General features: G+C 39.1%; 13 protein-coding genes, 1 tRNA gene and 3 rRNA genes. 3 read left to right on the top strand and 14 right to left on the bottom strand.

The window, feature by feature from the left end:
- Nucleotides 1-290 precede the first annotated feature (290 nt).
- Nucleotides 291-1,319, top strand: a complete 1,029-nt coding sequence (locus tag CLOAM_RS07290; RefSeq protein ID WP_015425254.1) for a hypothetical protein — start codon at nucleotides 291-293, stop codon at nucleotides 1,317-1,319.
- A gap of 779 nt (nucleotides 1,320-2,098) precedes the next feature.
- On the opposite strand, the gene CLOAM_RS07295 is transcribed toward CLOAM_RS07290, so the two are convergent.
- From CLOAM_RS07295 to CLOAM_RS07345, 11 genes are all read right to left on the bottom strand, one after another.
- Nucleotides 2,099-2,542: a hypothetical protein gene (locus CLOAM_RS07295; protein WP_044279059.1), complete on the bottom strand. Its 444-nt coding sequence runs from the start codon at nucleotides 2,540-2,542 to the stop codon at nucleotides 2,099-2,101.
- A 707-nt stretch (nucleotides 2,543-3,249) separates the two neighbouring features.
- Nucleotides 3,250-3,972 carry a hypothetical protein gene (locus CLOAM_RS07300; protein ID WP_044279060.1) on the bottom strand — a complete coding sequence of 241 codons (723 nt, stop codon included), beginning with the start codon at nucleotides 3,970-3,972 and terminating at the stop codon, nucleotides 3,250-3,252.
- A 775-nt stretch (nucleotides 3,973-4,747) separates the two neighbouring features.
- A 5S ribosomal RNA gene (rrf, locus tag CLOAM_RS07305) occupies nucleotides 4,748-4,864 on the bottom strand.
- 87 nt (nucleotides 4,865-4,951) lie between these two features.
- A 23S ribosomal RNA gene (locus CLOAM_RS07310) occupies nucleotides 4,952-7,993 on the bottom strand.
- A gap of 70 nt (nucleotides 7,994-8,063) precedes the next feature.
- A tRNA-Ile gene (locus tag CLOAM_RS07315) sits at nucleotides 8,064-8,141 on the bottom strand.
- 75 nt (nucleotides 8,142-8,216) lie between these two features.
- Nucleotides 8,217-9,818, bottom strand: a 16S ribosomal RNA gene (locus tag CLOAM_RS07320).
- Together the 16S, 23S and 5S rRNA genes with 1 tRNA gene alongside form the textbook arrangement of a ribosomal RNA operon.
- 323 nt (nucleotides 9,819-10,141) lie before the next feature.
- Complete coding sequence (locus CLOAM_RS07325) at nucleotides 10,142-13,171, bottom strand: T9SS type A sorting domain-containing protein (RefSeq protein WP_044279061.1); 3,030 nt, start codon at nucleotides 13,169-13,171, stop codon at nucleotides 10,142-10,144.
- An 876-nt stretch (nucleotides 13,172-14,047) separates the two neighbouring features.
- Entirely contained in the window at nucleotides 14,048-14,770 is a 723-nt protein-coding gene (locus CLOAM_RS07330; protein ID WP_015425261.1) for a peroxiredoxin, read from the bottom strand.
- Between the two features lie 823 nt (nucleotides 14,771-15,593).
- Complete coding sequence (locus CLOAM_RS07335; RefSeq protein ID WP_015425262.1) at nucleotides 15,594-16,622, bottom strand: Gfo/Idh/MocA family protein; 1,029 nt, start codon at nucleotides 16,620-16,622, stop codon at nucleotides 15,594-15,596.
- Between the two features lie 19 nt (nucleotides 16,623-16,641).
- A complete protein-coding gene (locus CLOAM_RS07340; protein ID WP_015425263.1) occupies nucleotides 16,642-17,634 on the bottom strand; it encodes an NAD-dependent epimerase/dehydratase family protein in 993 nt (330 codons plus the stop codon).
- 9 nt (nucleotides 17,635-17,643) lie between these two features.
- Nucleotides 17,644-18,792 (bottom strand): glycosyltransferase family 2 protein, encoded by a 1,149-nt coding sequence (locus CLOAM_RS07345; RefSeq protein WP_015425264.1) that lies wholly within the window; start codon nucleotides 18,790-18,792, stop codon nucleotides 17,644-17,646.
- Between the two features lie 921 nt (nucleotides 18,793-19,713).
- On the opposite strand from CLOAM_RS07345, the gene CLOAM_RS07350 reads away from it, so the two are divergent.
- Together CLOAM_RS07350 and CLOAM_RS07355 are read left to right on the top strand one after the other, a co-directional pair.
- Nucleotides 19,714-21,057 carry a lipopolysaccharide biosynthesis protein gene (locus CLOAM_RS07350; RefSeq protein ID WP_015425265.1) on the top strand — a complete coding sequence of 448 codons (1,344 nt, stop codon included), beginning with the start codon at nucleotides 19,714-19,716 and terminating at the stop codon, nucleotides 21,055-21,057.
- A 10-nt stretch (nucleotides 21,058-21,067) separates the two neighbouring features.
- The gene (locus CLOAM_RS07355) at nucleotides 21,068-22,114 is read left to right on the top strand and encodes a glycosyltransferase family 9 protein (protein ID WP_044279062.1); all 1,047 of its coding nucleotides are present in this window, start codon (nucleotides 21,068-21,070) and stop codon (nucleotides 22,112-22,114) included.
- Here CLOAM_RS07355 and CLOAM_RS07360 read toward each other — a convergent pair.
- The 3 genes from CLOAM_RS07360 to CLOAM_RS07370 all read right to left on the bottom strand — a co-directional run bounded on the left by CLOAM_RS07360 (nucleotide 22,111) and on the right by CLOAM_RS07370 (nucleotide 26,445).
- Complete coding sequence (locus CLOAM_RS07360; protein ID WP_015425267.1) at nucleotides 22,111-23,385, bottom strand: glycosyltransferase family protein; 1,275 nt, start codon at nucleotides 23,383-23,385, stop codon at nucleotides 22,111-22,113. The two genes, CLOAM_RS07355 and CLOAM_RS07360, sit on opposite strands and share 4 nt — an antisense overlap.
- Nucleotides 23,372-24,544, bottom strand: coding sequence for a glycosyltransferase (locus tag CLOAM_RS07365; protein ID WP_015425268.1), 1,173 nt, complete (start codon nucleotides 24,542-24,544; stop codon nucleotides 23,372-23,374). Before CLOAM_RS07365 ends, CLOAM_RS07360 begins: the two co-directional genes overlap by 14 nt.
- A gap of 161 nt (nucleotides 24,545-24,705) precedes the next feature.
- A complete protein-coding gene (locus tag CLOAM_RS07370) occupies nucleotides 24,706-26,445 on the bottom strand; it encodes a chitobiase/beta-hexosaminidase C-terminal domain-containing protein (RefSeq protein ID WP_015425269.1) in 1,740 nt (579 codons plus the stop codon).
- Between the last annotated feature and the right edge of the window lie 5 nt (nucleotides 26,446-26,450).

The raw sequence follows: 26,450 nt of genomic DNA on the forward strand, positions 1-26,450 counted from the left end.
TTCCAATCCGAATTGAATACTGATAAACCTATTCCTCTGATTCCTTCAATTATTGTTGACAATTATATGCATCTGCTGGGAAAGGATATTAAGGGGGGTTACTTTTTACCTTTACCACCCATCTTATTTTAAAAAAAACTTGACAAGGATTTATAAGATGAAGATAATGAAATTGGTCTTTTGGACTAATATAGATTGTGAGTAACGAGGATAGTTAGAATTTCCTCAAAGAACCTGATAAATAAAGAGTTGGAATTTACACCAACATTTGGGACTCAACTGGAGAATTTATGAAGGGAGAAAGATTAAATAAAGCAAAGTATTATTTTATTAAAAAAGAAGTATATCTGATTTTGTTTGGGTATATTATTATGATAATTATTGAGTTATTAATGCTTATAGGTATTTTTCTGGTTCTAAGAAAAAAATTCCTTGACATTCAATTCAATTCATATTTAATATTCTTATATGCTTTCTTTTTATGGGCAATATTAAATATTATAATTCATTTATTCCCCAGGAAAAAGTATTCATTAGATATTATTATAAGGCATACGCAAGTTTATTTAACAATTATTATAATATCATTGGGACTTATATCGGGTTTTTCATATCTGATTAGTAAAAGACCTTTTGTACCAATTCCAGATCTGCAAGGAGGTACCTTTGGTTTTAGCACTTGGAATTGCAAAGCAAGTATAGAGGATATTGAGATTAATTTTCAGTATCCAGATAGCAATAAAATTATTCATTTAAGTGAAAATCAGTTATATGATAAAAATTTATGGGTTAGTGCCTGGAACCAATTTACACGGGAAGATTCAACAGTAATAATAGAAAAAAATCCGAATGGAAAAACTCCCAAAATTATAGTTGATTATGGTGGTGTTTATTTTAATTTGCCTAAGGCAGGCTACAAAGCAAATATAAAAAATGCATCTATGACTGGAATAATCAAGTTTTACAAAGCTGAAAAAAATTTATTGGCATACCCTAATTTTGAATTTAGCTTTAGAGTACCTTGGGATTCTACCGGGAACGAGCCAAGCTCAAAACTTTATATAGGGTTGCAGACCTTTTTCTTTAATCCCGAATGGAGTAAGTGTTATATCCCATTATTAAGCCTTGCACCTTCAGTACAGCATCATGATTCTAAACAACTAATTAAGAAGAATACAAGATTTACTAAATATAAATTTAACCAACCATACCGATTACATGCAGTAGTGTTTGATAATAACGCCGAACTATATATAGAAAATATTCAATTTGGAGCTGCGGGGACTCTTTACGAAGGCAAATTTACATCAAAAGAATGATAATAGAATCTTTATGTGAATAAATAGGAACTATTGAATTCAATACCAAATTAAGATTAACAGAATATAAAATATGCTTATTATATACTTAGATTGGAACATAATTGCAAATTTCAGGAACTGGAAACTAAAAGGCAATGATAAGTTATAGGGCTATAATATGATTTAATTATATATTTTCCCGACGGTTCTATTAATTTCCCTAAATTCATCATTGAAGGTCTGGATATCGGATAACAAATATTTGGCAGCTTTAGAAAGAGAAATTTCTCCTTTTTTGTAAGGCAAGATAAAACAGTAAAGGATAGGTAGTAAAGGAAAAATAGTCCCTATTGATAATTTCTCTTAAGAGGTGCATATAATTATCAAATAAATGGTAAGGAACCCCGTTATTCCGGAATTCCCAAAAAGCCCCAAAGGGCGACACTTTAATAGCGATGGTGGCGTAAGCCCCTCGTTAAAATGAGAATACCAATTATTTTTATCTTCTTTTTTTATCTTATCTGCACCCAAAATTTCTGGGATGTCGGAGTGTTGACGTCCTCGTCAACCCCCTCTTACGCTGTATATCAATACCGATAATTTTGCAGTAACGATAAGATAAGGTCTCTTATGGACGGCGAGGACACCGTTTTTCCGGCATTTTACAAAAGCCAAAGGTGGGTTTTCAAGAGTGTTTACTCTAAATTTACCTAATTTATCCCGGTTTCTTAATTATTTGTATTTTCCCTTTTTTCTTTTTCATATTAACAAGTGATTATTTTAATAGGAAAAAAGTACTAAATTTCATTATCCAGATACTGATAGCCCGGAACTTTGGGTAGTAAATCATCTTCCACAGCATTTTTTACCGAACGGCAGGGTAATTGCTGTTCCAGGATTTGGGTTTTGGTGATAGTTTTCAGGTTCACCTGTTCCGGATATTTAGCTTGCATTGCCCACAGCATTTTCACAAAAAGAGAATACCAGGAGGGCACACGCACGCTATCATCCCTATCTCTCAAAAGGTTCAGGTAATTTTTAAAATCGCTGCGATATGCATCCGAAGGGTTGATGGCTTTAATTTGTTTGGCGATGGCAGCATATTCCAGGTTCTTTTCCTGGATTGGCATTTGGGGAGCTCGCCGCATCAAAGTCCGTTTCAAGCGGGGATGATAATAATATATAGCACCATCCAGCTTGCCGGAAAATCCCTTTATTCCTTCTTTAACAGTTACTTTCATTATAACCTCCATAATTTTTGGGTCATTTTATTTTCTTGCTTAAAACTGTCAATCAATTCTTTATCTGCCCTTAATCACTCCTTAATAATTAACGCTTGATTAAGGTTAGATTAACGAATAATATACGGTCTTGAATAAAGGGTAATATGATTTTTACTAGGATATGCAATATAGAGAATTAAGTTAGTAAAGCCATTTTTGTAATAGTATGTTTGCATCCGGTATAAAAATATGTATAATGAATTATAAAGATGCTTAGGAAAGGTAGTAACATTATTTGATTCCAGCATCGGGAACCTGATTTATTTAAAGGTTTGTTCCTTATACTTTTACAATTGAAGATTCAAGGGTAAAGTGAAAATTGCCTATATTAGTTAATTTGGACTGTTTACACCACCTTCTACATTATTGTATCGCCCTTTGGGGCTTTTGGCAGAGGGCTAAGAGCGGAGAGCAGAGAGCGTTTTTCCCATTTTTAACGAGGGGCTTACGCCACCATCGCTATTAAAGTGTCGTCCTACGGGCTTTTAAAAAATCTCAACCTTCTCAACCCTCTAAACCTTCTCAACCTTTTTTTACGAGGGGTTTACACCACCATCGCTATCATTGTATCGCCCTACGGGCTTTTTTGCAAATATTGTTTTTTAAAATCCCATAAATCCCTTTTATCCTGTTCATCCCTAATCTATTTTATTTTTTTATTCTGTTCATTTCATATCTATTTTATTCTCTTCTTCAGCCATTCCGAAAAGTTCCGGATTATCTTTCATAAACTGTTTATGCAATGACCAAAAAGCCGAATCCTCATCCTTTCTTCTCTTCAAATGAAAATATCCTATCAAAGAGACAACATACGCGCCAATAGCATCTATAATCAAGTCCTTCATTGTATCTTTAACCCCTAAACGAGTGTCAAAAAAACCGTAGACCTTTTCCAAATTCCGCGCTTTTTGCATATCCACCCCAAAAATGGCATCAATGGTATATTCCAAAATTTCCCATAAGGCACAAACCATTATCGCAAAACAGAAACTAAAAAGCGCCATAAATTTCGGACTTAATTTCATATCTACCTTATAATCCTTATTCATAGAATAAATTAAAATAAAACCTGAATAACTTAAAATTACCGCGGATGCCGTATGCAACATCCTGTCCCACCAGCGATAACGATAAAAATAACGGTGAATTTCTCCCAAGTACATTGAGGCAAATATAAATAGTAAAATTATGATTTGCATGGAAGTAGGAATTGTTATAGCAATTCTTTTTTCCAGCACCGTCGGTAACATAAACAGCAACAAAGTCATTACCGCTGACCAAAGTGTCTCCCATTGCCTCAAATAAAGGTTGTAGCCAATAACTAAACAGGTTAACAGCATAAAGAAATAGCGCAGATATTTTTCTAACTTTTTCGGGTCTATCCTCATTGTTCCATCTCCTAATGTCATTTTACTATTGATAAATGTCTTGTCATTCCCACGAAAGCAGAAATCCAAACAATATTTAATATAATAACTTTCTTTTCAATTTGATAAATAAATGTTCCAATCTTTTTTAGCGCATTTATAATAATTTGTAACCAGTTGTCAAGCTAAAGATTCATCACCTTCCTTTCTAATGTGAATTTTGAAGGAAAATTCCTTTGTCATTCCGCAAAAGCAGGAATCTGGACAAGTTCTGTCAAAATAACTGTATTTTCAATAGGGAAATTATATTATAGGACAATGCGATTTATCCCTTTTCTTTGTTTCTTCCTAACTCGCTACCCATCATCAACCCATCCAAAATGATGAGTGGATGATAGGTGCATCATTGGTTGATTATGTGTTGATGGCAAGGACGGAAAGGTCTTGAGGTCTTTAGAAAAGCAAAACGAAAAAAGACGCAAGTCAGGAGTCGTCACTGCCATCAAAAATTATACATAACCCACAAATTCATTTGCAGTGAGGACTCGTGACGACAAAAAGATAGAATGCAGAAAACTGGATCAACCGGATTAAAATGTAATGATTATTATTAAATAATACTCTGCGAAATCTGCGTAAACTAAATTTTTTATCTGTGTTATTCGTGAAATCTGTGAGAGATAAAGTTTAAGGTCATCACTAATCATAGGTGGCACCAAAGATATCGTAAAGAATAAAATCATAAGGGTGCAAATTAAAACTCTCTACTTCTCGACTCCAAAAAATTCGCCGTTAGCGATGGCGGCGACCTACTCTTCCACACAGTTGCCCGTGCAGTACCATCGGCGCAGACAAGCTTAACTGCTGTGTTCGGAATGGGAACAGGTGTACCCTTGCTGCTATAACCACCATCGCTAACGGCGGAAAAGGTCTAAAAGTAAACAGGTCATTAGCAATAGTATTCCGTGAGGAGAGATATCAGGCACAAAGAGTAAAATAAAAGGTGAAAGCCAATTGAGTTATTAGTATTACTCGGCTCAACGCATTACTGCGCTTACACCTGTAACCTATCAAGGTTGTCGTCTCCAACCTCTCTATAGGGAAATCTTATCTCGGAGCTGGCTTCCCGCTTAGATGCTTTCAGCGGTTATCCTAACCGAACTTGGCTACCCGGCAATGCAATTGGCATCACAACCGGTACACCAGAGGTTCGTCCACACCGGTCCTCTCGTACTAAATGCAGTGCTCCTCAAATTTCCTGCGCCCACGAAGGATAGGGACCGAACTGTCTCACGACGTTCTGAACCCAGCTCGCGTAACTCTTTAATCGGCGAACAGCCGAACCCTTGGGACCTTCTTCAGCCCCAGGATGAGTTGAGCCGACATCGAGGTGCCAAACACCGCCGTCGATATGAACTCTTGGGCGGTATCAGCCTGTTATCCCCGGAGTACCTTTTATCCTTTGAGCAACGGCCCTTCCATTCAGAACCGCCGGATCACTAAGACCTGGTTTCCCACCTGCTCGACCCGTCGGTCTCGCAGTTAAGCTCCCTTATACCTTTGCGCTCTATGGCTGATTACCAACCAGCCGGAGGGAACCTTGGTAAGCCTCCGTTACTCTTTCGGAGGCGACCGCCCCAGTCAAACTGCCCACCTGGCAATGTCCAATAGTTGCTCTATCGTTAGTAAATCAATACAATAAGGGTGGTATTTCAACGCTGGCTCCGCGCACACTGGCGTGCACGCCTCATAGCCTCCCACCTATCCTACACATACTGCACCAATTTACAATGCCAAGCTACAGTAAAGGTTCACGGGGTCTTTCCGTCCGTTCGCGGGTAAGCGGCATCTTCACCGCTACTTCAATTTCACCGAGTCCCTGGTTGAGACAGCGCCCAAATCGTTACACCATTCGTGCAGGTCGGAACTTACCCGACAAGGAATTTCGCTACCTTAGGACCGTTATAGTTACGGCCGCCGTTTACCGGGGCTTCATTTCGAAGCTTCGCCTGCACTAATTTCACCATCTCTCACATTCATTATACATTGTAAATTATACATTCTTCACTTTTCCCTCTTCACAATGATAAAATTAGTGCAGGCTAACCTCTCCACTTAACCTTCCGGCACCGGGCAGGTGTCAGTCTATATACCGTGGCTTTCGCCTTCGCATAGACCTGTGTTTTTGATAAACAGTCGCTTGGGCCTATTCACTGCGGCCCCCTCTCGCTCATAGCGCTGACTAATCACGATAACGGGGCACCCCTTCTCCCGAAGTTACGGGGTAATTTTGCCTAGTTCCTTAACCAGAGTTCACTCGAACACCTTAGGATACTCTCCTCGCCCACCTGTGTCGGTTTGCGGTACGGTCTGAATATTGATTAACGCTAGAAGCTATTTCTCGGCAACGTCTCTAAACAAGCTTTACGGCTTACGCCTCGTCCTGCATCTCGGAATATTTGTGGAACGGATTTACCTGCCCCACTTCCTACCTGCATTCAACAGCTATTCCAACAGCTGTCCTTGCAGCACCGTCGCGTCACTCCTTCACTCAATACTCAGGTTCAGGATTATTAACCTGATTCCCATCAGCTTCGCCTTATCGCTATACCTTAGGGACCGACTAACCCTGAGCAGATTAACTTTACTCAGGAATCCTTGGGCTTATGGTGTGCGGGTTTCTCACCCGCATTATCGTTACTCATGCCAACATGGTCTCTTGTGCCCGCTCCAGCATATCTCACAATACACCTTCTGCGCAAACACAATGCTCTCCTACCACTCACATATATATGCAAGTCCGCAGCTTCGGCAAGATACTTCAGTCCCGATTATCTTCGGTGCCCTACCACTCGACCAGTGAGCTGTTACGCACTCTTTAAATCATGGCTGCTTCTAAGCCAAGATCCTGGCTGTCTGGGCAATTGAACATCCTTACGCACTAAGTATCTATTTCGGGGCCTTAGCTGACAGTCTGGGTTGTTCCCCTCTCGCACGCGAACCTTATCGCCCGCGCCCTGTCTCCCAGTGAGCAATTATCGGCATTCGGAGTTTGATTGGGTTCAGTAAGCGTGTAAGCCCCCTAGCCCATTCAGTGCTCTACCTCCAATAATCTCCACTGAGGCCATACCTAAATATGTTTCGGAGAGAACCAGCTATCTCCAGGTTTGTTTGGCCTTTCACCCCTACCCACAGTTCCTCCACCGCCTTTTCAACGACGGTTGGTGCGGTCCTCCAGTTGGTTTTACCCAACTTTCAACCTGACCATAGGTAGATCACCTGGTTTCGGGTCTAATACCATAAACTTATACGCCCTCTTCGGACTCGCTTTCGCTACGGCTACATACCTCTAATACTTAACCTCGCTTATGACATTAACTCGTTGGCTCATTATGCAAAAGGCACGCCATCACAGGCGTCAACTATTGAAAGTTAATAGCTGAGAATGACCTCTCAACCTCCCAACTTCCAATAGTTGACGCCTGCTCTGACCGCTTGTAAGCACAAGGTTTCAGGTTCTATTTCACTCCCCTCCCGGGGTGCTTTTCACCTTTCCCTCACGGTACTGCTACGCTATCAGTCACCAAATGTATTTTGCCTTACGAGATGGTCCTCGCAGATTCACCCAGGATTTCTCGTGCCCCGGGCTACTCGGGATCCAGCTACCAAATATTACCTATTTCAACTACGGGACTGTCACCCCCTCCGGTCGACCTTTCCAGATCGGTTCGTCTATAAGTAATATCCAGACAACGCTGTCCCTCTACCCCGGCCTTAAGACCGGTTTAGGCATCTTCCCCGTTCGTTCGCCACTACTGAGGGAATCATTCTTATTTTCTCTTCCTGGCGCTACTAAGATGTTTCAGTTCACGCCGTTCGCCTTCCTCGCGGAATGACAGGTCTTCCACCTGCCAGGTTGCCCCATTCGGATATCCCCGGGTCTAAGCTCGCTTACAGCTCACCGAGGCTTTTCGCAGTTCGCCACGTCCTTCTTCGCCATTTGGTGCTTAGGCATCCACCTTGTGCCCTTTTTGCTTTCACCATATAATTTATCCTCTGTGTCTTGTTACTCTCTCACTCACGGATACACACTATATAACTTCTAAAAGAACTGGTGGGCCTGGGCTGACTCGAACAGCCGACCTCACGCTTATCAGGCGTGCGCTCTAACCAAGCTGAGCTACAAGCCCGAGCTCATAAAAAAAAATAAAAAGATAAATAGAGTGGCAAGGAGAAAGTTCATCTTGTCTGTTATAACACCTTATAAAGGAGGTGATCCAGCCGCACCTTCCGGTACGGCTACCTTGTTACGACTTAGTCCTCCTCGCAAAGCACACCTTCGAAAGCTGCTTCCCTCACGGGTTAGCTCACCTCCTTCGGGTGCACTCCACTCGGCTGACTTGACGGGCGGTGTGTACAAGGCCCGGGAACGTATTCACCGCACCATGATGTTGCGCGATTACTAGCGATTCCGGCTTCATGAGGTCGAGTTGCAGACCTCAATCCGAACTTGGGTAGCTTTTCTGAGATTCGCTCCACATCACTGCTTCGCTCCCCTCTGTAACTACCATTGTAGCACGTGTGTAGCCCCGGTCATAAGGACCATGATGACTTGACCTCGTCCCCATCTTCCTCTGCGTTGTTACCGCAGCGGTCCTTCCAGAGTCCCCAACTTAATGATGGCAACTGAAAGCAGGGGTTGCGCTCGTTGCGGGACTTAACCCAACATCTCACGACACGAGCTGACGACAGCCATGCAGCACCTGTCTTGCAGCTCCGGCAAGCCGGCACTCCTCCATCTCTGAAGAATTCTGCAGATGTCAAGACCGGGTAAGGTTCTTCGCGTTGCGTCGAATTAAACCACATGCTCCACCGCTTGTGCGGGCCCCCGTCAATTCCTTTGAGTTTCAACCTTGCGATCGTACTCCCCAGGCGAATCACTTATCGCGTTAGCTCCGGCACCGAGTCCTATACGAACCCAACACCTAGTGATTATCGTTTACTGTGTGGACTACCAGGGTATCTAATCCTGTTTGATCCCCACACCTTCGCAGTTTAGCGTCAATATCGGCTTAGAAGACTGCCTTCGCCTTCGGTATTCCTCCTGATCTCTGCGCATTCCACCGCTACACCAGGAATTCTGTCTCCCTCAACCGCATTCCAGATAAACAGTATCTAACGCCTTACTACGGGTAAGCCGTAGCCTTTAACCTTAAACTTATCTATCCGCCTACCTGCACTTTACGCCTAGTAATTCCGGACAACGCTTGCAACCCCCGTGTTACCGCGGCTGCTGGCACGGAGTTAGCCGTTGCTTATTCATACGCTTAAATCCCTCCCTCTATACTATTCATATAAAGGGCACTGCTCACGTATAAAAGAACTTTACACCCCGAAGGGATTCTTCGTTCACGCGGCGTCGCACTATCAGACTTCCGTCCATTGTAGACTATTCTCGACTGCTGCCTCCCGTAGGAGTCTGGGCCGTCTCTCAATCCCAGTGTGGGCGACCACCCGTTAAGGCCGCCTACCTATCATCGCCTTGGTAAGCCATTACCTCACCAACTAACTAATAGGACGCAGGCTCATCCTCAAACGGCAGCAAATGCCACCTTTTATGCAAATAATGCTCTCAACCATTAACACTACTCACTTCCGTGAATAGCATTAACAACCAAAACATTGCTTGCACGCATCCGGTATTAGCCCAAGTTTCCCTGGGTTGTCCCCGTTTTGAGGGTAGATTACCTACGTGTTACTCACCCGTTCGCCACTCTCTAAACCCCGAAAGGTTTATACCGTTCGACTTGCATGCCTAATCCACGCCGCCAGCGTTCGTCCTGAGCCAGGATCAAACTCTCCATCATTACTAAAATGATTGTAAAAACTGACAAGAGCTTCTTTCTCACTTGCGCACTCTATATAATGGATAAAAGAACATCTTTGCCCCGCTAATGCAGAGCAGGTTGTGCCATCCTTAAAAAGACAGTTTTTTTGTCAACCGCTTTTTTTTAGCTACCAGAAAAATTCCTCTCCACCTTAACCTAATTATATTATAATGCAGTTCCTTAGAAAAGCAAATTATTTTTTATTGGATAATGTATGGATTCCAGCTTTCATAGGAATGACAAAGAAATTTTCGCCCTAAAATGGTATACTGAAATAGAATAGCAGCTTAACTTGAAAAAGTTTATTTCAGCAGGAGCATTTTAGCGGATTTGGTGAATTTACCTGTTTTTATTTTATAAAGATAGACACCGCTGGCGACAGGTTGATTATTGTTATCGGTTCCATTCCAAACTATAGATTGTTTTCCGGCAGGAAGATAATCGTTAACAAGAGTTCGGATTAGCTGTCCTTTGAGGTTATAGATTTGGAGAGAGACATTGTCCGTTTTAGGAATTTCAAAGCTGATTGTGGTTTCCGGATTGAAGGGATTGGGATAGTTACAGCAAGAAAGGGTGGCAGGAGGTTGCAGAGGGTCATCCGTGAAAACGGGTTCGGAAGGGATTTTGTAAGCAAAGAGGGATTTTACTTCATAGGAAAACCCTTTGGGGTCGGAGGCGGAGGATCGGTGTCCTCTGGATTCATTGGATGCGGAGGATTGGAGTCCTCCGGCTGCACTTTTGTATTCTATATAGTATTTATTGAGGCGGTAATTTGCCAGGCAGTAGTTTCCTTTATTAAGCACTTGCAAATCAGAAATACTTTTAACTGATTTATCAATTATCTCAGCTTGATTATAGTATAGAAAGCCATCAGAGAGGACATAATGATGATTAATTTTACTTAAATTATCGCTACGCACAGACAGCCAAAGAATGGAGTAAACATCGTTGTTATAAGGTATCAACTTAAAATCATTGGTCTCGTAAAATATTTCAGTGGAAAAGGATTCCGGGTTATCCCAAATTATAGTCCCATTATTAGTTATCAAATTATAAGACATGTAGTTTATATATAAATACGGATCGTATTTTTGGAGAGCAAAAAATATTTTATCTCCATAATTAACACCTGCTACGCTTATAGGTATATTTTCGGTAGTATCTAAGTGAATTCCCAAAGTTCCCCATAAAGGTAATCCCTGGCTATTATATTTCTGAACATACAAATCATACCTGGCATACAAACCCGCAATGAATTCTTTAATATAGAAGACAGCCATTTCATCACCCATTAGTGAGCAAGATTGTATTAAAAAAGAATGGGTGCCACTTGTGATATAGTCAGTAAGCAGCCAGGAAGGGTCAGGATTTCCATCGGTATCCAATTTCCTTATTCCATAGGAATAGTTAGTGTAACTATGATCATCATAAACGAGATAATTTTCACAAATATTCACCAAGCTGCATTCATACGGAGTGCTTTGCTTGAGAATTTTTCCTCCTGCATCCCATTGGGGAAGGTTATTATGTAACCGTTGGCCTCTTATAATAGTTGTGTTCAGCAGAGAATATATTTCCTCCCAGGCAATGATTATATCGTCATCCACGCAAGTCATTTGATAGTTATAATTAGGATTTGTAACCGCCTCTTTAATCAGGATACCCCTACCGGGCAATAAAACTGTACCTGTATTATCTATCACTTGATAATATAAACTAAATACATCTTGAGCATTTTGAGTTAAATAGAGGATACCAATCTGGTTTTGGGGTGTCAGTATAATTTTTTTTAACCATTCTGCTTCGCTGGAATCGGGGTTTAGCTCTATTCCATATTCCCCCAGTAAGGGAGAAAGGTTATCATCGCAGATTTGGTAATAGAGTTTTAAGTTGAAACAGGTATCCATTATTTCATAAACATAGCAGGCACCCTGAGGCAAATTAACGACCTGATAATTATTCACAGAACCTGTATGTCTATATTGAAGAGTTCTGCCTTCCTGTTCCAATAAAATAGAACCTGAAGGTGCAACCAGTTGACATCGAACTTCAAAATTGATGTCGGATATATCATACCATAAAACAAGGGCTTTATCGGAAGAATTAAAAATTCTTGCTGCACCTTTGGGAAATATCTGACTGGAAACACAAGTGAACGGAAAAGCAATACTGCCATCTGCAGAATTAATCCGGGTAAGCATTATAGATGAATTAGGGAAATTACCATTAGAACCCAAATAATCAATATATGCCGAATATAAAGAATTATCATTGGCTATACGAAAAGTACGATAATAATAATTAAAGTAGAAAGGAATTTCCGCAGGGGTAGTCCAACTTGGTTGTAAATCAGGATTTAATTTATAAATCAAAGGATTAAGGGGATAATTGCGTTCTGCTGAATAGTATAAGCTGCCGTCTGCACAAAATCCGAGATTGGAAATTTCGCTATCGGAACTATGCTGATAAGTAATTGCTTGCGGCAAAAGCAAATTATACGAGGAGTCCATTTTTTGCAAAGTAAGGTTGGAATCAATAACTTTCCATAAAACATAATTCCCGTTTCTATCACTGTAAATTTGGTATAACCCGGAAAATTGGCTTTGGGGCAGTAAGGGATTATTACCAATAATATTACCCTCGGGAGAAAGTTTGATTAAATGGCTGTAACAATAGCTTTCCGGAGAATCTTTTAACATTAAGTTTAAGATGATATTCCCTGCTCCATCAGCAAGAATATTATTTAAGAATAACTGAAAGCAAGGCATTTCCAAAATTATATCCGATTGCCAGAGGTTATTACCCTGAGCGTTAAAATTCCAGCCATAAAGTTTGGCTTCATCATAAGAATTGCCATCATTAAGCAGATAGGCACCACCTAAATTATTAGGAACTAAGGTATAATCAGTAAAATCCCGGGTTATCTTTTTTCCCATTTCACCCCATAAGGTTTGACCGCTAAGAGTAACCTTTTGAATATACATTTCATCATCATAATAATAATCAACATCCTCTGCCAGGAAATTATAGGTAAAAATAACGCATCCATCAGAACTTAAAATTTGGTTAATGATATATTCATCACCAGGTGCGTTGGTAATGTCTATTGATTCAGAGGACACATTTTCGCCGATGACGGTTATTTTGTTCATCACAATATTGTTACCATATTCATCAGAGGCATTGGTAAAAAAGAGAATATCCCCGTTAGGCAAAGTAAGACCATTACCGTAATATTCCAGGAATTGTGAACTATATATGGGAATTCGTTCATTTGCATTCAAGCCCATAAAAGCAAGAATGAGCAGTATAAAGAAAAGAGGTCTTTTCATTGTTAGTTCCTCCTGCATATATTTTAATTATATTTTTTTAAGTGTCTGACTGCGTATAATTTAGATAAGCATAATATATTCCAAGGGAGGAAAATAATGTTGGGAGGGTTGAGGTGGTTGAGAGGGTTGAGAAAGTTGAGAGGGTTGAGAAAATTCAACCCAAATAATGTAGTTGTGGAAAAAATGGGTTGGCAAATTATCTCTTTGCTAAATAGTTTGCAGAACACTGAAAAATAAATGTTCTCTATTTATGGCAAATTAGAATTCAGCAAACCAAATGCAAAATTTGTCTTTTCTGCTCAGGGTTAAAACCCGTTGTTAATGCCTGTCGTTCCTACGGAACTCTTTCTTAACAAAAGAGATAAGTTGTTTTATATTTCTCTTTGCACCGGGTTAAAACCCGTTGTTAGTATCTGTCGTTCCTATGGAACTCTTTCTTAATAAAAGAGATAAGTTGTTTCATATTTCTCTTTGCACCGGGTTAAAACCCGTTGTTAATACCTGTCGTTCCTACGGAACTCATTGCAGGGTAATGAGATAATGGCTCTCTGATGTTTTTCTTCACCGGGTTAAAACCCGTTGTTAATACCTGTCGTTCCTACGGAACTCATTCTTAACAAAAGAGATAAGTTGTTTCATATTTCTCTTTGCACCAGGTTAAAACCCGTTGTTAATACCTGTCGTTCCTATGGAACTCTTTTTCTTTCATAGAGATATATTTTCGCCGGGTTAAAACTCGTCGTTATCTAACTGTCATTCCTACGGAATTTTTTTCTCCAATATATGATTAATGCATCTGGAAATAATATTAACCATTATTGCTGCTGTATTATTGGGGGTTAAAAAAAGAGGCAGTTTTTCAACTGCCTCTTTAGTTCATTTCTTTTTTGTGCGGGAAGAAGATTTTGGTTGTGTTACCGTTTTTTTCTCCTGTTTAGGTTTGGCATCCCGGTAAGAAAACCACCAGTCATAGCCCTCAATTTCCCCTTTTTTAATTTTAGCAATACGGGTATTGGCATCGGCAACAGTAGCAGCAGCAGGAATAATCACTTTGTCTCCAATCAATTCATTTTTAGGCCAGTTTGCAGGCATAGAGAAACCGTTAGCATCTGAAAATTGCATTCCTTTAACGGCACGCAGAATTTCTTCCATATTGCGTCCCAGTTCTTGGGGATAATAGAGGATAATTCTAATGATACCTTTGGCATCAACAATAAATACAGCACGGACAGTATTTGTTCCTTTCCCGGGATGAATAAGACCCAAGCGTTTTGCTACAGCACCGGTATCGGCAATTATAGGAAATTGGATAGTAACACCAAGATTTTCTTTAATCCATTCTTCCCATTTAATATGTGCAAAAACCTGATCTACACTTAATCCAATAAGTTCAGTATTGAGCTCTTTGAACTTGGGATAAAGTTTTTGAAAGGAGACAAATTCCGTAGTGCAAACAGGGGTAAAATCAGCCGGATGACTGAAAAAAACGAACCACTTTCCTGCCATATCATTGGGAAGGGTCATTTTGCCTTTAGTTGTAACGACGGTCATTTCGGGGAAATAATCCCCCAGCAAGGGCATACCTTCTCTTGTATCCATTTTTTTCTCCTTGATATTATTTGCGTTACAATATATTATAGAGCAATTAGAAGAAAAAACAAATATTTTCTTGAGAACCGGGTAATCGCTTTGCTAAATTTTTCATACTATCTCCATATTCATAATATGTAAATAGCAGAAAAAATTCCGTAGGAAGGGCAGAAAAATAACGACGGGTTTTGAACCCGGCGAAAAATGGAGATTCTTAGCTAAAAAAAGTTCCGTTAAAATGACCGAACTGGTATTTTTAGAATAAATTCCAAGTTTCTTGTCTGATAATTCATCCTGCTTTTTTTCCGAAAGATTTTTTATCCCTATTTTCTTTATCTGTCGTCCTACCGGGACTTTTTTCTCCTTCTTTTGCTTGTTTATTGCCTGGTTGAAACCCGTTGTAAACTGTTTTTTACCTTAAGATGCGTAATTGCTTGTTATATAGTTGATTAAGTAACGACACCGTAACACTTCCGTAACACTTCCGTAGTTCCGTTACGGGGTTGTTACTTGAGTGTTACTGGATTATTAGATGGTTATGCAGGCAAAAAAAGATGAAGCAGAAAAACATAGTTGAGGGGAAAAAGGGTGGTAAATTCCAATTTGGCACAGATAATATGTTCAATATTAAAAATTCAGTTAAATAGATTAAAAATATCTGGATTCCAGTTTTCGCAGGAATGACAAAGGGATTATGAACATAGAAATGATATCAGATAGTTTTCCAAAAACATTTTCGGTATTCCCTTTTCCGAATTGAAATTCGGCAGCCCAAGGTCTGAAATTGTATGCTAAATGATTTTGCTACCTTAAGGGGAAAAAAATCCTTACTTTATAAAGGCAGAGAAACGCGCTTTCCGGTTTTGGCAGAACGGTAAATTGCCTGAATAATTTCCACTGATTTTCTGCCGTCTCTTCCATCGGTGGAAGGGACATCTTTGCCTAAAAGGACATCTATCACATTGCGATAGTAGGGATTATGACCAAAGCCATACACATTTGGTGGCTGATAATTGGCGTCCTGAGCAATGCGATCATCATCATCGTAATCCTCAAATTCCCATTTTTCTATTTTATTTACAGCCACGCCACCGATTTTAACCGTTCCTTTTTCCCCGATGATCGTGATAGAGCCCTCAAAATTTTTGGGATAAGTTAACATTGTAACATTGATAGTTGCTATTATGCCATTGCGAAAATGCAAGATAGCACAACCCGTATCTTCCGCTTCAATTCGGCGAGCCATAGTTGCCGTGTAAGCCATAACACTATCCACATTTCCTAAAAGCCAATAAAGTGCATCCACATAATGACTTGCCTGATTCATAAAGGCACCACCATCAAATTCCCAGGTTCCACGCCATTTTTCGTTATCGTAATAGGACTGAGGTCTTTGCCAAAAAACATTGGACTCCGCCAAATAGATTCTGCCAAAGCGTCCTTTATCTATAGCTCTTTTAAGGAGTTGCATAGTGGCATTGAGGCGATTTTGTTTAACTACAAAAAGTTTCACCTTATTTTGGTCGCAAGCCCGGATTAAAGCATCGGCTGACTCAATGTTTGTAGCCATCGGTTTTTCGGTTAACACATTGATTTTATGTTTTGCTACATCAATTCCCATTTGAGGATGCAAGCCACTTGGTGTGCAAATTGAAACGAGGTCTAACTTTTCGTTTTCCAGCATATCCTGATAGTTGTTATAAAGATTTTTAATCCCATAATTTTCCGCTACCGCCTGCATTTTTTCTTCCACAAGGTCACAAACGGCAACAAACTCCGCTTCCGGAATTTGAGAAACGGCATCAAGGTGATTTTTTGAAATGCGGCCACAGCCAATTAATCCGATTTTCACTGTTTTCATCCAAAATACTCCTGTTATGTTATTTGTTTATAGAAAGATACCAATCGCACATCTCGGTGATGCTATCTTTTAGGGACATCTTTTGCACAAAGCCATCTTTTTTGGCTTTTTCAGCAGTAAAATAGGTAGCGGTTCCTAATTTACGCATCCTCTCACTATTTACGGGAAGGTCTATAGAAAAAAGTTTCGCGGGAATATCAAACAATCTTCCAATGCCAATTGCCGCTTTCAAGGGGATTTTAAAGCGGGGCATTTGGAAACCTGGATGCGAACAAATAAGCTCCATTAATTCCTTCAAGGTTAAATATGGCTCATCAATGCAGTTATAATGTTCGTATCCAGGGGCTAATTTCTGCATTGCAAAACGAATCATATCAATCACAGTATGGATGGAAACGATGGTTTTAATGTGATTTCCTTCGCCGATAGTTAAATAGGGTCTTCTATGTAAAGTATCTATAAGTTTATAAGTATTGGTAAAATTATCGGGACCAAAAATAGCTGCCGGACGCAAAACAATAAGTTCGTGTTCCGGATATTGCTGTTGCCACTTGATACAAAGCAACTCTCCTGCCAGTTTTGAAGCGCCATAATCAGTATCCGGATTATAAGGAAAATCCTCATTGGCTTTACCTTCCGGATGACCAAAAACGCCAACGGAACTGATATAAATCAACTTCTTGATGCCTTGCTCACAAGCAAAATTCAGTAATGTTTTGGTGCCGTATTTATTATGACTATAATATTCCTGACGGGAAACGCCAAAGTCATTCTTCGCTGCTGCGCAATGAATAATCAGTTCCAGAGGACATTGCTGCTTTTGTAAAAAAACAGAGGCAACCCTGTTTAAATCCTTTAGCGACCTGATATCTCCTTTCAGCGTCTGGGGATGCTTTTTCCCTTCGCAATGTTCACTGATATCAATACCGATTACAGTATGCCCGTCTTCTTCCAGTTCCCACATTAAATTGGAACCGACGAAACCGTTACTGCCGGTAATTAGAATATTCATTTTTTCTCCTTAGCGCACTGGCTGCCATAAATTAATCTTCTTATTTTGCAGGAAGTTCCAAAAAGCAAGAGCTGAGGAATAGACCATCGCTACAAAATATCCCGGAATTCCAGTTAAAGGAATATGGTGACCTTTTTCCTGACTTATAAGTCCTATAGTTCCAAGCAAATAAAAAATCACCTGCAAAATAAAAACAATCCTGTAAAAACCAAACTGCAACAAAAAAGCGTTACTGACAAATCCTGTCAATACAAAAACAAAGAATAACCAGCGTAACACTTTGTGCGAAAATAAAATAAAACTTACAGCGGGATAACGAAACGGATTTAATAACTCAATATTGCGTTTCAAAACACACCATTCCTGGGTAATAATCCTCACTTTTCGGGATATTTCTTCCGTCGCTTTTTCGGTAACTTCTTCATAAATGATGGCTTGTGGTTCATAAGCAGCTATAAATCTTCGTTTTAAAGTAAGTAAAACCCGCTCAAAATCATCAGGACTGTTTGAGGGAATTTCCGAAAAAAGTTCTCTTTTAATCAAATAGATAGGACCATTAGCTCCGATTAAAGTTTTTAGCCGTGAATCCATCAATTTTAAAAATGCCTCGTATTTCCAATAGTGAGCTTCCCCCGATTGTTTACTGCCTCTTTTAACCATTTTCACTTCTCCAGAAACGAGACCTATCCTTTTATCAGAAAGCATTTTAGCTACTAAAAGTTGAACACAATCGGGAGTAAAAATACTGTTGGCATCGGTAGATAAAACATAATCGGTATCCAGTAAAGGTAACACAAGATTATGAGCATTTTGTTTGCCTGCTCTTGGCTTTTGAATTACCAGAGAAATGTTTTGATCGGTATATTTTTGCACAATTTCATTGGTTCTATCGGTAGAATCATCAGAAATAATAATCATTTTTATTCTGTCTTTAGGATAATTCAGCTGTAAAAAGGAACGGATTTTTTCTTCTATAACCTTTTCCTCGTTGTAGGCAGAACATATTACAGTGATGGAAGGATAGACATCCGGTGCGGGAATTGAAATCTTTGCTTTTTTAAACAGGGAAGTTATGATAAATAAGAATAATCCATAACCAACAAAGTGGTAAGCTAAAAGTAGCCAGGAAATCCAGAATACTATCTTCGCGATTACCATTTATTGTCCTTTTCTTTGTGTCTTATATAAAGTTAACATTGCATTTACCTTGAAAGTTCCTGATAAAATCAAGCTGTTAACTGTCAAGGAAATTAAGTCCACTTACACTTCACAATAAAAAAACATGGAGTTTTGATTTTAATTTTGATTTACGCCGAAAATACATAGAACACTGAGGTTATTATTATGGTTTCGGAGCTATCTCCATTTTTCGCTATTCATTAAATCTCTTTTTCTCTTTTCTCTTTGTAAAAAATCTAAGTCGTCACGAGTCCTCATCGCTAAAATAATTTGAGGTAAAGGTTAAAATTATATAAGCGATGACGACTCCTGACTTAATTCATTCTTCATTTTCCATTTCCCGAGGGGCTTACGCCACCATCGCTATCATTGTGTCGCCCTGAAGGGCTTTTGGCTGAGGGCTTAGAGCGAAGAGCAGAGAGTTTTTTTCCCATTTGTAACGAGGGGTTTACGCTACCATCGCTATCATTGTTTCGCCCTGACGGGCTTTTGGCTGAGGGCTAAGAGCGAAAAGCGGAGAGTTTTTTTTCCATTTGTAACGAGGGGTTTACACCTCCATCGCTATCATTGTGTCGCCCTGAAGGGCTTTTGGCAGAGGGCTAAGAGCGAAGAGCGGAGAGTTTTTTTCCCATTTGTAACTAAACCTTCTCAACCATCTAAACCTTATTTTCCGAGGGGCTGACGCCACCATCGCTATCATTGTATCGCCCTGAAGGTCTAAAAAAGAATTAAAAAAAATCTCGGTGTTTTCGGTGTTTTCAGTGTTCTCGGTGTAAAAAAATCTGCGGTAACCAACCCACCCCTACTTTTGTTTTCCATTTGACAAAAAGGACGGTATAATCATTATGGGATTATGACTTATAGTAAAAACCAAAATTTACACACCAAAAACAGAGAAAAATGTCCCAGATAAACCTGAAGAAAAATATCGTTACCAGTGGCAGTTTCAGGATAGTAATCCTAATTCTTTCCTTTTTAATCAGCTGGATAAGTGCCAGGTATTTAGGTTTAACTTTAAAAGGTGAATACAGCTATTTAATTACTTTAGGAGGTTTTATCTGGATGATTTTGGATTGGGGAATTTTCCGAAGCTATCCTTATTTAGTGCGTAAATATACTGATGAAGTGAAAACGATGTTTGGCTGGACTATTCTTACGATGTTTTTGGAATTGCTTATTTTCAGCTGTCTGGGAATTGTTTTTCTGGATTTTTGGAGTAAATTGATTGGTTATCCTCTTACCCCGGCAAAAATGATCCTTTTAATAATGTTTATTTCTTTTAATAAGGCATTTATGCAATTACAGGCAATATATATGGGAATGGATAGAATTCTGGAAAATTCTTTGGCGCATTTTTTAAGTTCCGCTATCTTTTTTGTTCTTTTGCTTATTGGTTATTTTGCTCTGTTAGAAGTAGATAGAATTAATGCGGTCTTGGTTTTTACTGTTGCAGGTTTATTTGGCAGTGTTATTTATTTGGTATTGCGAACCAAATGGACTAATTGGTATAAGCAGTTAAATTTCAAGTTAGTTAAGCTGTTTTACAGTTATGGTTTTCGTGTTTTTCTTTCTTCTCTGTTCATTATGTTACTAATTAGAGCCGATATTGTAATAATCAAGCATTTTTTGGATTTCAAGGAAGTAGGAATTTATTCTATGGCGGCACATATTGTAGATTTTATTCAGATTGCTTCAAACCTTGTAGGGGGTTTATTGTTTGTAAAGCTTTCCGATATAGATGATGATATTAGTAAATGGCTGCTTCTGAAGAAGACCCTTCTGTTGTTCTTTTTCTTCATAACTTTGGCAAATTTGGGTTTTGGTCTTCTGGGCAAATTCATAATGCGCATAATGTTTGGAATTCAATTTGTGCCTGTGTATTATGTTTATTTTTGGTTAATGCCGGCTGTTTACGGTTTAAGTTTTGGTTCGCTGTTTAATAATTACTTGAATAGTAAGGGTTTTCCTATAATCAGTATTATCCTTCCCGCTGTGGCTTTAGTAATTAATATTGGCTTAAATCTTTGGCTGATTCCCGTTATGGGAATCAACGGAGCTGCACTCAGCACCAGTTTTTCCTATTTTCTCTGGTTTATTTTAATTGTTTATTTTGAACAAAAGGACAGCCAGGGCAAAATGCTAAAATACCTCTTGCCAACGAGAAAAGATATTATTGATTTATGTCAGGAAACGATGGCTGATTTGAAAGGTCTTGGGGAAAAATTCTTGCATAAAACGGCTTAAGGTCTTTACAATGAAAAAAGTTACACAGGGAAAAGTTTTACTTATTCATACTTGGGGAATTGGTGATCTGATTTTATTAACTCCTGTTTTACAAGCAGTAAAGACCTTATATCCTTTGCTGGAACTGGAAATTCTTTTTTTCCCGAAGTCCGCTGCAATACCTGTAACAGATGCTCCTTTTATTAGTAAAATTCATTTTACTGGCTGGAAAGCAAATTTACTGCTTCCTACTCTTTTCCAACTACGGAAAGAGAAGTATCAAGCTGTCCTTTTTTCTTCCGGAGTTCGCCCCTGGAAAACCTGGCTTTTTATGTTACTCTTAAAGGCGGAAATCAAGGTTGGAGAATATAAAAAGTTTCGCTATCCGGGTTTATCCGTCTATGTTAAATTTAATCCTCTTCTTTCCAGAACCCGAAGTAACTATACTCTGTTTCAAAGTTTCCTAAATCTGCCTTCCTGGGAAGAAGCAATTGCTCGTCAAAATGAACTAAATTTATATCCCTATTTTCATTTAACGGAAGCAAATCATCAATGGGCAGAGAATTTCCTGGCTGAAAACAATCTGACAGGAAAAAAGGTTATCGGCATACATCCCGGCTCTATGGCTAAAAATAAACGCAGAAGATGGAATAAGGAATATTTTATTGCTTTAATAGAAAAGCTTAAAAGGCAATATGATTATCCTATTTTGATTATTGCAGGTCCCGATGAAATTGAAGTAGGAAAAGCAATTCAGGCAAGAACTAAGACCCTGCTATTGCAAAATGCTCTTCTGGAAAATGTTGCTGCCGTAATTTCCCGATTACATTTCTTTATTAATACCGATTCCGGTTTAGGACATATTGCTTCCTGCTTTGGAATAAAGGGGTTAACTATTTTTGGTCCTGCCAACGAGTTACAGACAGCTCCTTTTTCAAATAATAGTAATATAATTCGCTATCCTGTTGACTGCGCTCCCTGCATAGATAAGAAAAAGAAACCAAAGTGCACACTGGATTGTCTGCTTAAGCTTACTCCGGATATGGTATTTAAACGCGTTCAGGAATTACTGGATTAACCTTTTTCATATATTGCCAATAACTGTTTGCATAGTTCTTCTCGGGAATATTGTTTAATCGTTTCGGGAGAGGTATCAAACTGATCGTGATTTTTTAGGATATATTCAATTTGGGCTTTTATTTGTTCTTTATCGTTTATATAGGCGTATCTGCCTCGTTTGGTAGCGCTTAATATTTTCTCCAGATTGCTTTCCTTTGGTCCTAAAGCCAGAATAGGTTTCCCACAGCGTAAAAGTTCAAAAAGTTTGCCTGGATACCAATATTTGGCAGTGGGATTTTCATTTAGGATAATCAAATTGATATCTGCTCCCAGGGAATAGGCAATTGCGTCGCTATGTTTTTGATAGCCAAGATAATTATAACTCGTGTAACCGGAGGTTTTTATGTTGTGCAAAATAGCTTTATCTATATTGCCGATATGGATTACCTGATAATTATTCGGAAAGCAGTCCTCCAGTGCCTTCAGTAAATTTAAGGGAGAACCATAAACCTTAGTTAGCTTGCCCATTAAAACAAGAGTCAGCTTATCAAACTTTTTCGGTGTAATACCCGTAAAATCATCTTCATCATAGCCGTTGGGAATATAATAGGACTTTTCTTTCAACCAGCTATGTTTGTTTATATATTCCAATCGGGTTTCCGGAGTTACAAAAACAGCTGCATCACAAGTTGCCAGAACTTTATCATCCGTTTTACGGATAGTTTTCAAGCGAAAGGGAAATACTAATTTTTCTATCATTATGCCAAACTGCCAGGAATCTCTATAATCCGCTACCCAGAAAATTTTGTCCTGATACTTTTTCTTAAGAGCCAAACCAACCAGAAAAGCAGAATAGGGAAAAGCAGTGATGTAAATATTTCTAATCTGTTGCTTTTTAATAATCTTACAAGCAGTATAATAGGCAAAAGGCATCCAGCCGATTTGTTTATCATAAGGGAAAAGAAAGTCATTTACCAGCTTTGCCAATCTCCAAAATGCTCTTTCTATCTTGGAAGGTGGAGCTGTTTCCGCAAAATGGGCATTTACCATTTTGCTTTCATCCGGGGTCTTAATGCCTAAGCCAGCAACTCTGTAAATATGTGCTTCTTTGGGTATTTCCTGCAGAAGGGAATAATCTACCACTTTTCTTACCGGCTTTTTAGGAGCAATAATATGCACTTCCCATCCGGCTTTTACGGCATATTTAACGAATTTCAAAGGTCTTTGAACTCCGCTTTGACCTGTGGGAGGAAATTCGTTGATAATCATCAGTATCTTATTTTTGTTCATAAACCGCTATTATTCTTTTAATAAGTTCCTTTAGCATATATTTCTCTTGCACCAATCTTTGTCCTGCTTTAGCTATCTCCTCTCTTAAAAGTGGCTTCATCATCAGTAATTTAATTTTAGCAGCCAGGTCTTTACTGTTTTTGGGCTCTGCAAATAATGCTTGTTTACCGTCTTCTGCCAAACCATAGATACCCTCTTCTTTAATGCCAATTACAGGCAAGCCGGCAAACATTGCTTCCAGAAATACAATGCCAAAGGTTTCACTATAGCTTGCCAGAACAAATAAATCAAACAAAGGCAGGATATTTCTTAACAGTGTATTCTCAATTCTGCCAAGGAATATCACTTCCTCGTTCAAGTTCTTTGTTTTAACCTGATTTTCCAGTTCCTTTCTTCTATCTCCATCCCCTGCTATAATGAGCTGAACTTGAAGTCCTTCCTTTTTTAATAAGTATATTGCTTCAATCAAATAGGAAAAGCCCTTCTCGGTAAACAGGTTACCTATGCTGATAAGATGAAAATAATCAGCTAACAGAATATTTTTATATGGCTCTATTAATTGCGGACCAACATCAGCAAACTCTGAAATAGCATTGCCTATTATCGTTACTTTGGAAGCAGGGTTATATTGTTTTACCCATTTAGCTATTTTGCTATTTACGGTAAAAATATGATCCCAACCAGTTAGTGTTTTCTTTAAAGCCCAACGGTAAAAACCAATCCGGGGGTTATTTTTTAGCCGTTCAGGATGAGTCCGTATATTATGTAAAGTGAGATATTTGGGAACAGAAAGCTTATTTAGCCAGGGCTTCAGCCAAAATAATTCCGGAATATGACGATAATCGTGAATGTGAATTAAATCGGGCTGAAATCTTTTATAGCACCTTTTTATGGCTGGTAAAGCCAATATTCTATATGTTATCAGGGAAGTTAAAAAATACTTCTGCCAATAGGGATAGCAGATTAGTTTTACGGGAAAGCCATCCTGATGATGTTCATATACAAGATAAGGATTTTTATCACAAGCAGCAACAACTTGAACCTGATAATACCTGGAAAGTTCAATTGCCTGCTGCTGAACAAACACACCATTTACAGGATTGAATTTATTGGGATATAAATCCGTTATCAACAGAAGTTTTCGTTTGGATATTGGCATTGCTCTCTAAATTGTAAAACAGCATACTGACATCTTTGCTTTCTTACTTTATAAATAGTAGGTTGTCAGTATGCTGTTTACTGTGTAGTCAAAAGTCGTTTTGGTGTAGTCGGAGCTCGCTGAATCTCCCTTTTTTCTTGAGGAGGAACAGCATCTTCTGGCTATTTCATCAAAACCATTTTTTTAGTGCTACTGTAGCTTCCTGATTTCAGACGGAACAGATAAACTCCACTGGCAACAGGATGTCCATTATTATCTTTTCCATCCCAAACAACACTGTTTATTCCCTGCGTAGCAATAGTGCTAAATGTTTTAACTATCTGACCCTTTTCGTTGTAGATAATCACTTCCGCAGGAGCTGATTTTTCCATTTTGAAACGGATTGTAGTTTCGGGATTGAAAGGATTGGGATAGTTGCCTATCAGTTCAATTTGCATAGGTGTTAACACATTATCATCATTGGCAACGGGATTGAAGTCACTTAGCATTCTGGGAGTAACTTGAGTTGCAGCATTATACTGAGTTACTATTACATACATATTGAAATTACCCTGATGCATAGGAGTTCCAATATAATCCGCATCGGAGAATTGAGTCCGCATTACAATAGTGCCCGTAGCATCCAATAAATCATAACTGGTTTGAGCGGCATAATTTCCGCTGGGGCTAGCATAGTGAACATTATCCAGACGCATTAAACGTGATTGATAGAGTTCTGCATTGTTAGTTATCTCTGCTATAGTTACCAATTGAGGAATAATTACATTACCTGTAGAGGTGGCAGGACCGGGATTTATTACGGGCCAAAATTGTAGCATACCGGTAGTGTAACGATTTAGAGTTCCTGTAATGCCTGTAATTCCATCTCCGATATTATAAGGAGTGTTCATAATATTATTATAATCATCAATCAAAATAGCAGCTGTTGCATCCTGAATGAACTTTTGGTGACGCCAGTTCTGTTGCATCGTAAGTATTACTTCATTGGCAAGCTGATAAATAGTTGTTCCATCGGCGGCAGAAGCACGTAAAGCTGCAATATTGGAAACTTGCACCGGGAAGATATAATTAGCAGTTGCTGTGTAAGAAGGACTAAAACCGGTAGCATAGGCCTTGGCTTTCAAAGTTGTAGTAGTTACCATTGCTATAGGAGCAGAATAAAGTGTGGATGTTTCATTCGGTTCTGTGCCATTTGTAGTATAACGAATTGTCGCTCCAGGCGTTGTAGAAGAAATTGTTACACTGATAGGATTTGCATAGACCCCTGCAGGAGGATTAAAAGTAGGAGTTGCGGCTTGTTCGGGAGCTCCGGGATTAAAAGTATGCTGACCCAAATCGGCAAAATAATTCTGCGGATAAACTATCCACTCCGAATCGTCAGCATTAGTTCCGGCACCAGTAAGAAAATCAGTATTTCCCTGAATAACAGTTGGTTTCCGAATTAAAGTATGTTCTGCCGTAGCAGAAGGAGTTCCGGCAACAGGCCAATTAGCAGTTCCTGGGTCTTGTTGATAAACACCGATAATATCAATAAGAGTATTTCCATTAAATAATCCCACTACATCGTTACCATTATAGTATGTAACAGTGGAGGTTTCATTGGCAATAGCCAGAATTGATGCTTCTGCCTGGCTGTTGGCAATTACATAAACATCACCATCATCCAACACTCCACTCATATTAGAAATGTTGGTAGAGCTCCAGGTTCCTCCATTGGAAGCAAGTTTCACGGTGTAATTTGATAAATCTACCGGATTACCGGTTCCGTTAAAAATCTCCAATGCCTTATTGTTGCTTGTTCCTTCTACATATTCCGAGAAGAAAAGGTCAACAGCATAGACCTGAGCAAACATAGCTGCGGTTGCAGCTAACATAACGATTAGAGTAAGTGCTTTTTTCATTATTA

The organism is Candidatus Cloacimonas acidaminovorans str. Evry, assembly GCF_000146065.2.
Classification (GTDB): domain Bacteria; phylum Cloacimonadota; class Cloacimonadia; order Cloacimonadales; family Cloacimonadaceae; genus Cloacimonas; species Cloacimonas acidaminivorans.

What these genes read in the sequence shown, in the direction of transcription:
- CLOAM_RS07290 (WP_015425254.1), top strand. Translation starts at nt 291, where the DNA reads ATGAAGGGAGAAAGATTAAATAAAGCAAAGTATTATTTTATTAAAAAA.
- CLOAM_RS07295 (WP_044279059.1), bottom strand. Translation starts at nt 2,542, where the DNA reads ATGAAAGTAACTGTTAAAGAAGGAATAAAGGGATTTTCCGGCAAGCTG.
- CLOAM_RS07300 (WP_044279060.1), bottom strand. Translation starts at nt 3,972, where the DNA reads ATGAGGATAGACCCGAAAAAGTTAGAAAAATATCTGCGCTATTTCTTT.
- CLOAM_RS07325 (WP_044279061.1), bottom strand. Translation starts at nt 13,171, where the DNA reads ATGAAAAGACCTCTTTTCTTTATACTGCTCATTCTTGCTTTTATGGGC.
- CLOAM_RS07330 (WP_015425261.1), bottom strand. Translation starts at nt 14,770, where the DNA reads ATGGATACAAGAGAAGGTATGCCCTTGCTGGGGGATTATTTCCCCGAA.
- CLOAM_RS07335 (WP_015425262.1), bottom strand. Translation starts at nt 16,622, where the DNA reads ATGAAAACAGTGAAAATCGGATTAATTGGCTGTGGCCGCATTTCAAAA.
- CLOAM_RS07340 (WP_015425263.1), bottom strand. Translation starts at nt 17,634, where the DNA reads ATGAATATTCTAATTACCGGCAGTAACGGTTTCGTCGGTTCCAATTTA.
- CLOAM_RS07345 (WP_015425264.1), bottom strand. Translation starts at nt 18,792, where the DNA reads ATGGTAATCGCGAAGATAGTATTCTGGATTTCCTGGCTACTTTTAGCT.
- CLOAM_RS07350 (WP_015425265.1), top strand. Translation starts at nt 19,714, where the DNA reads ATGTCCCAGATAAACCTGAAGAAAAATATCGTTACCAGTGGCAGTTTC.
- CLOAM_RS07355 (WP_044279062.1), top strand. Translation starts at nt 21,068, where the DNA reads ATGAAAAAAGTTACACAGGGAAAAGTTTTACTTATTCATACTTGGGGA.
- CLOAM_RS07360 (WP_015425267.1), bottom strand. Translation starts at nt 23,385, where the DNA reads ATGAACAAAAATAAGATACTGATGATTATCAACGAATTTCCTCCCACA.
- CLOAM_RS07365 (WP_015425268.1), bottom strand. Translation starts at nt 24,544, where the DNA reads ATGCCAATATCCAAACGAAAACTTCTGTTGATAACGGATTTATATCCC.
- CLOAM_RS07370 (WP_015425269.1), bottom strand. Translation starts at nt 26,445, where the DNA reads ATGAAAAAAGCACTTACTCTAATCGTTATGTTAGCTGCAACCGCAGCT.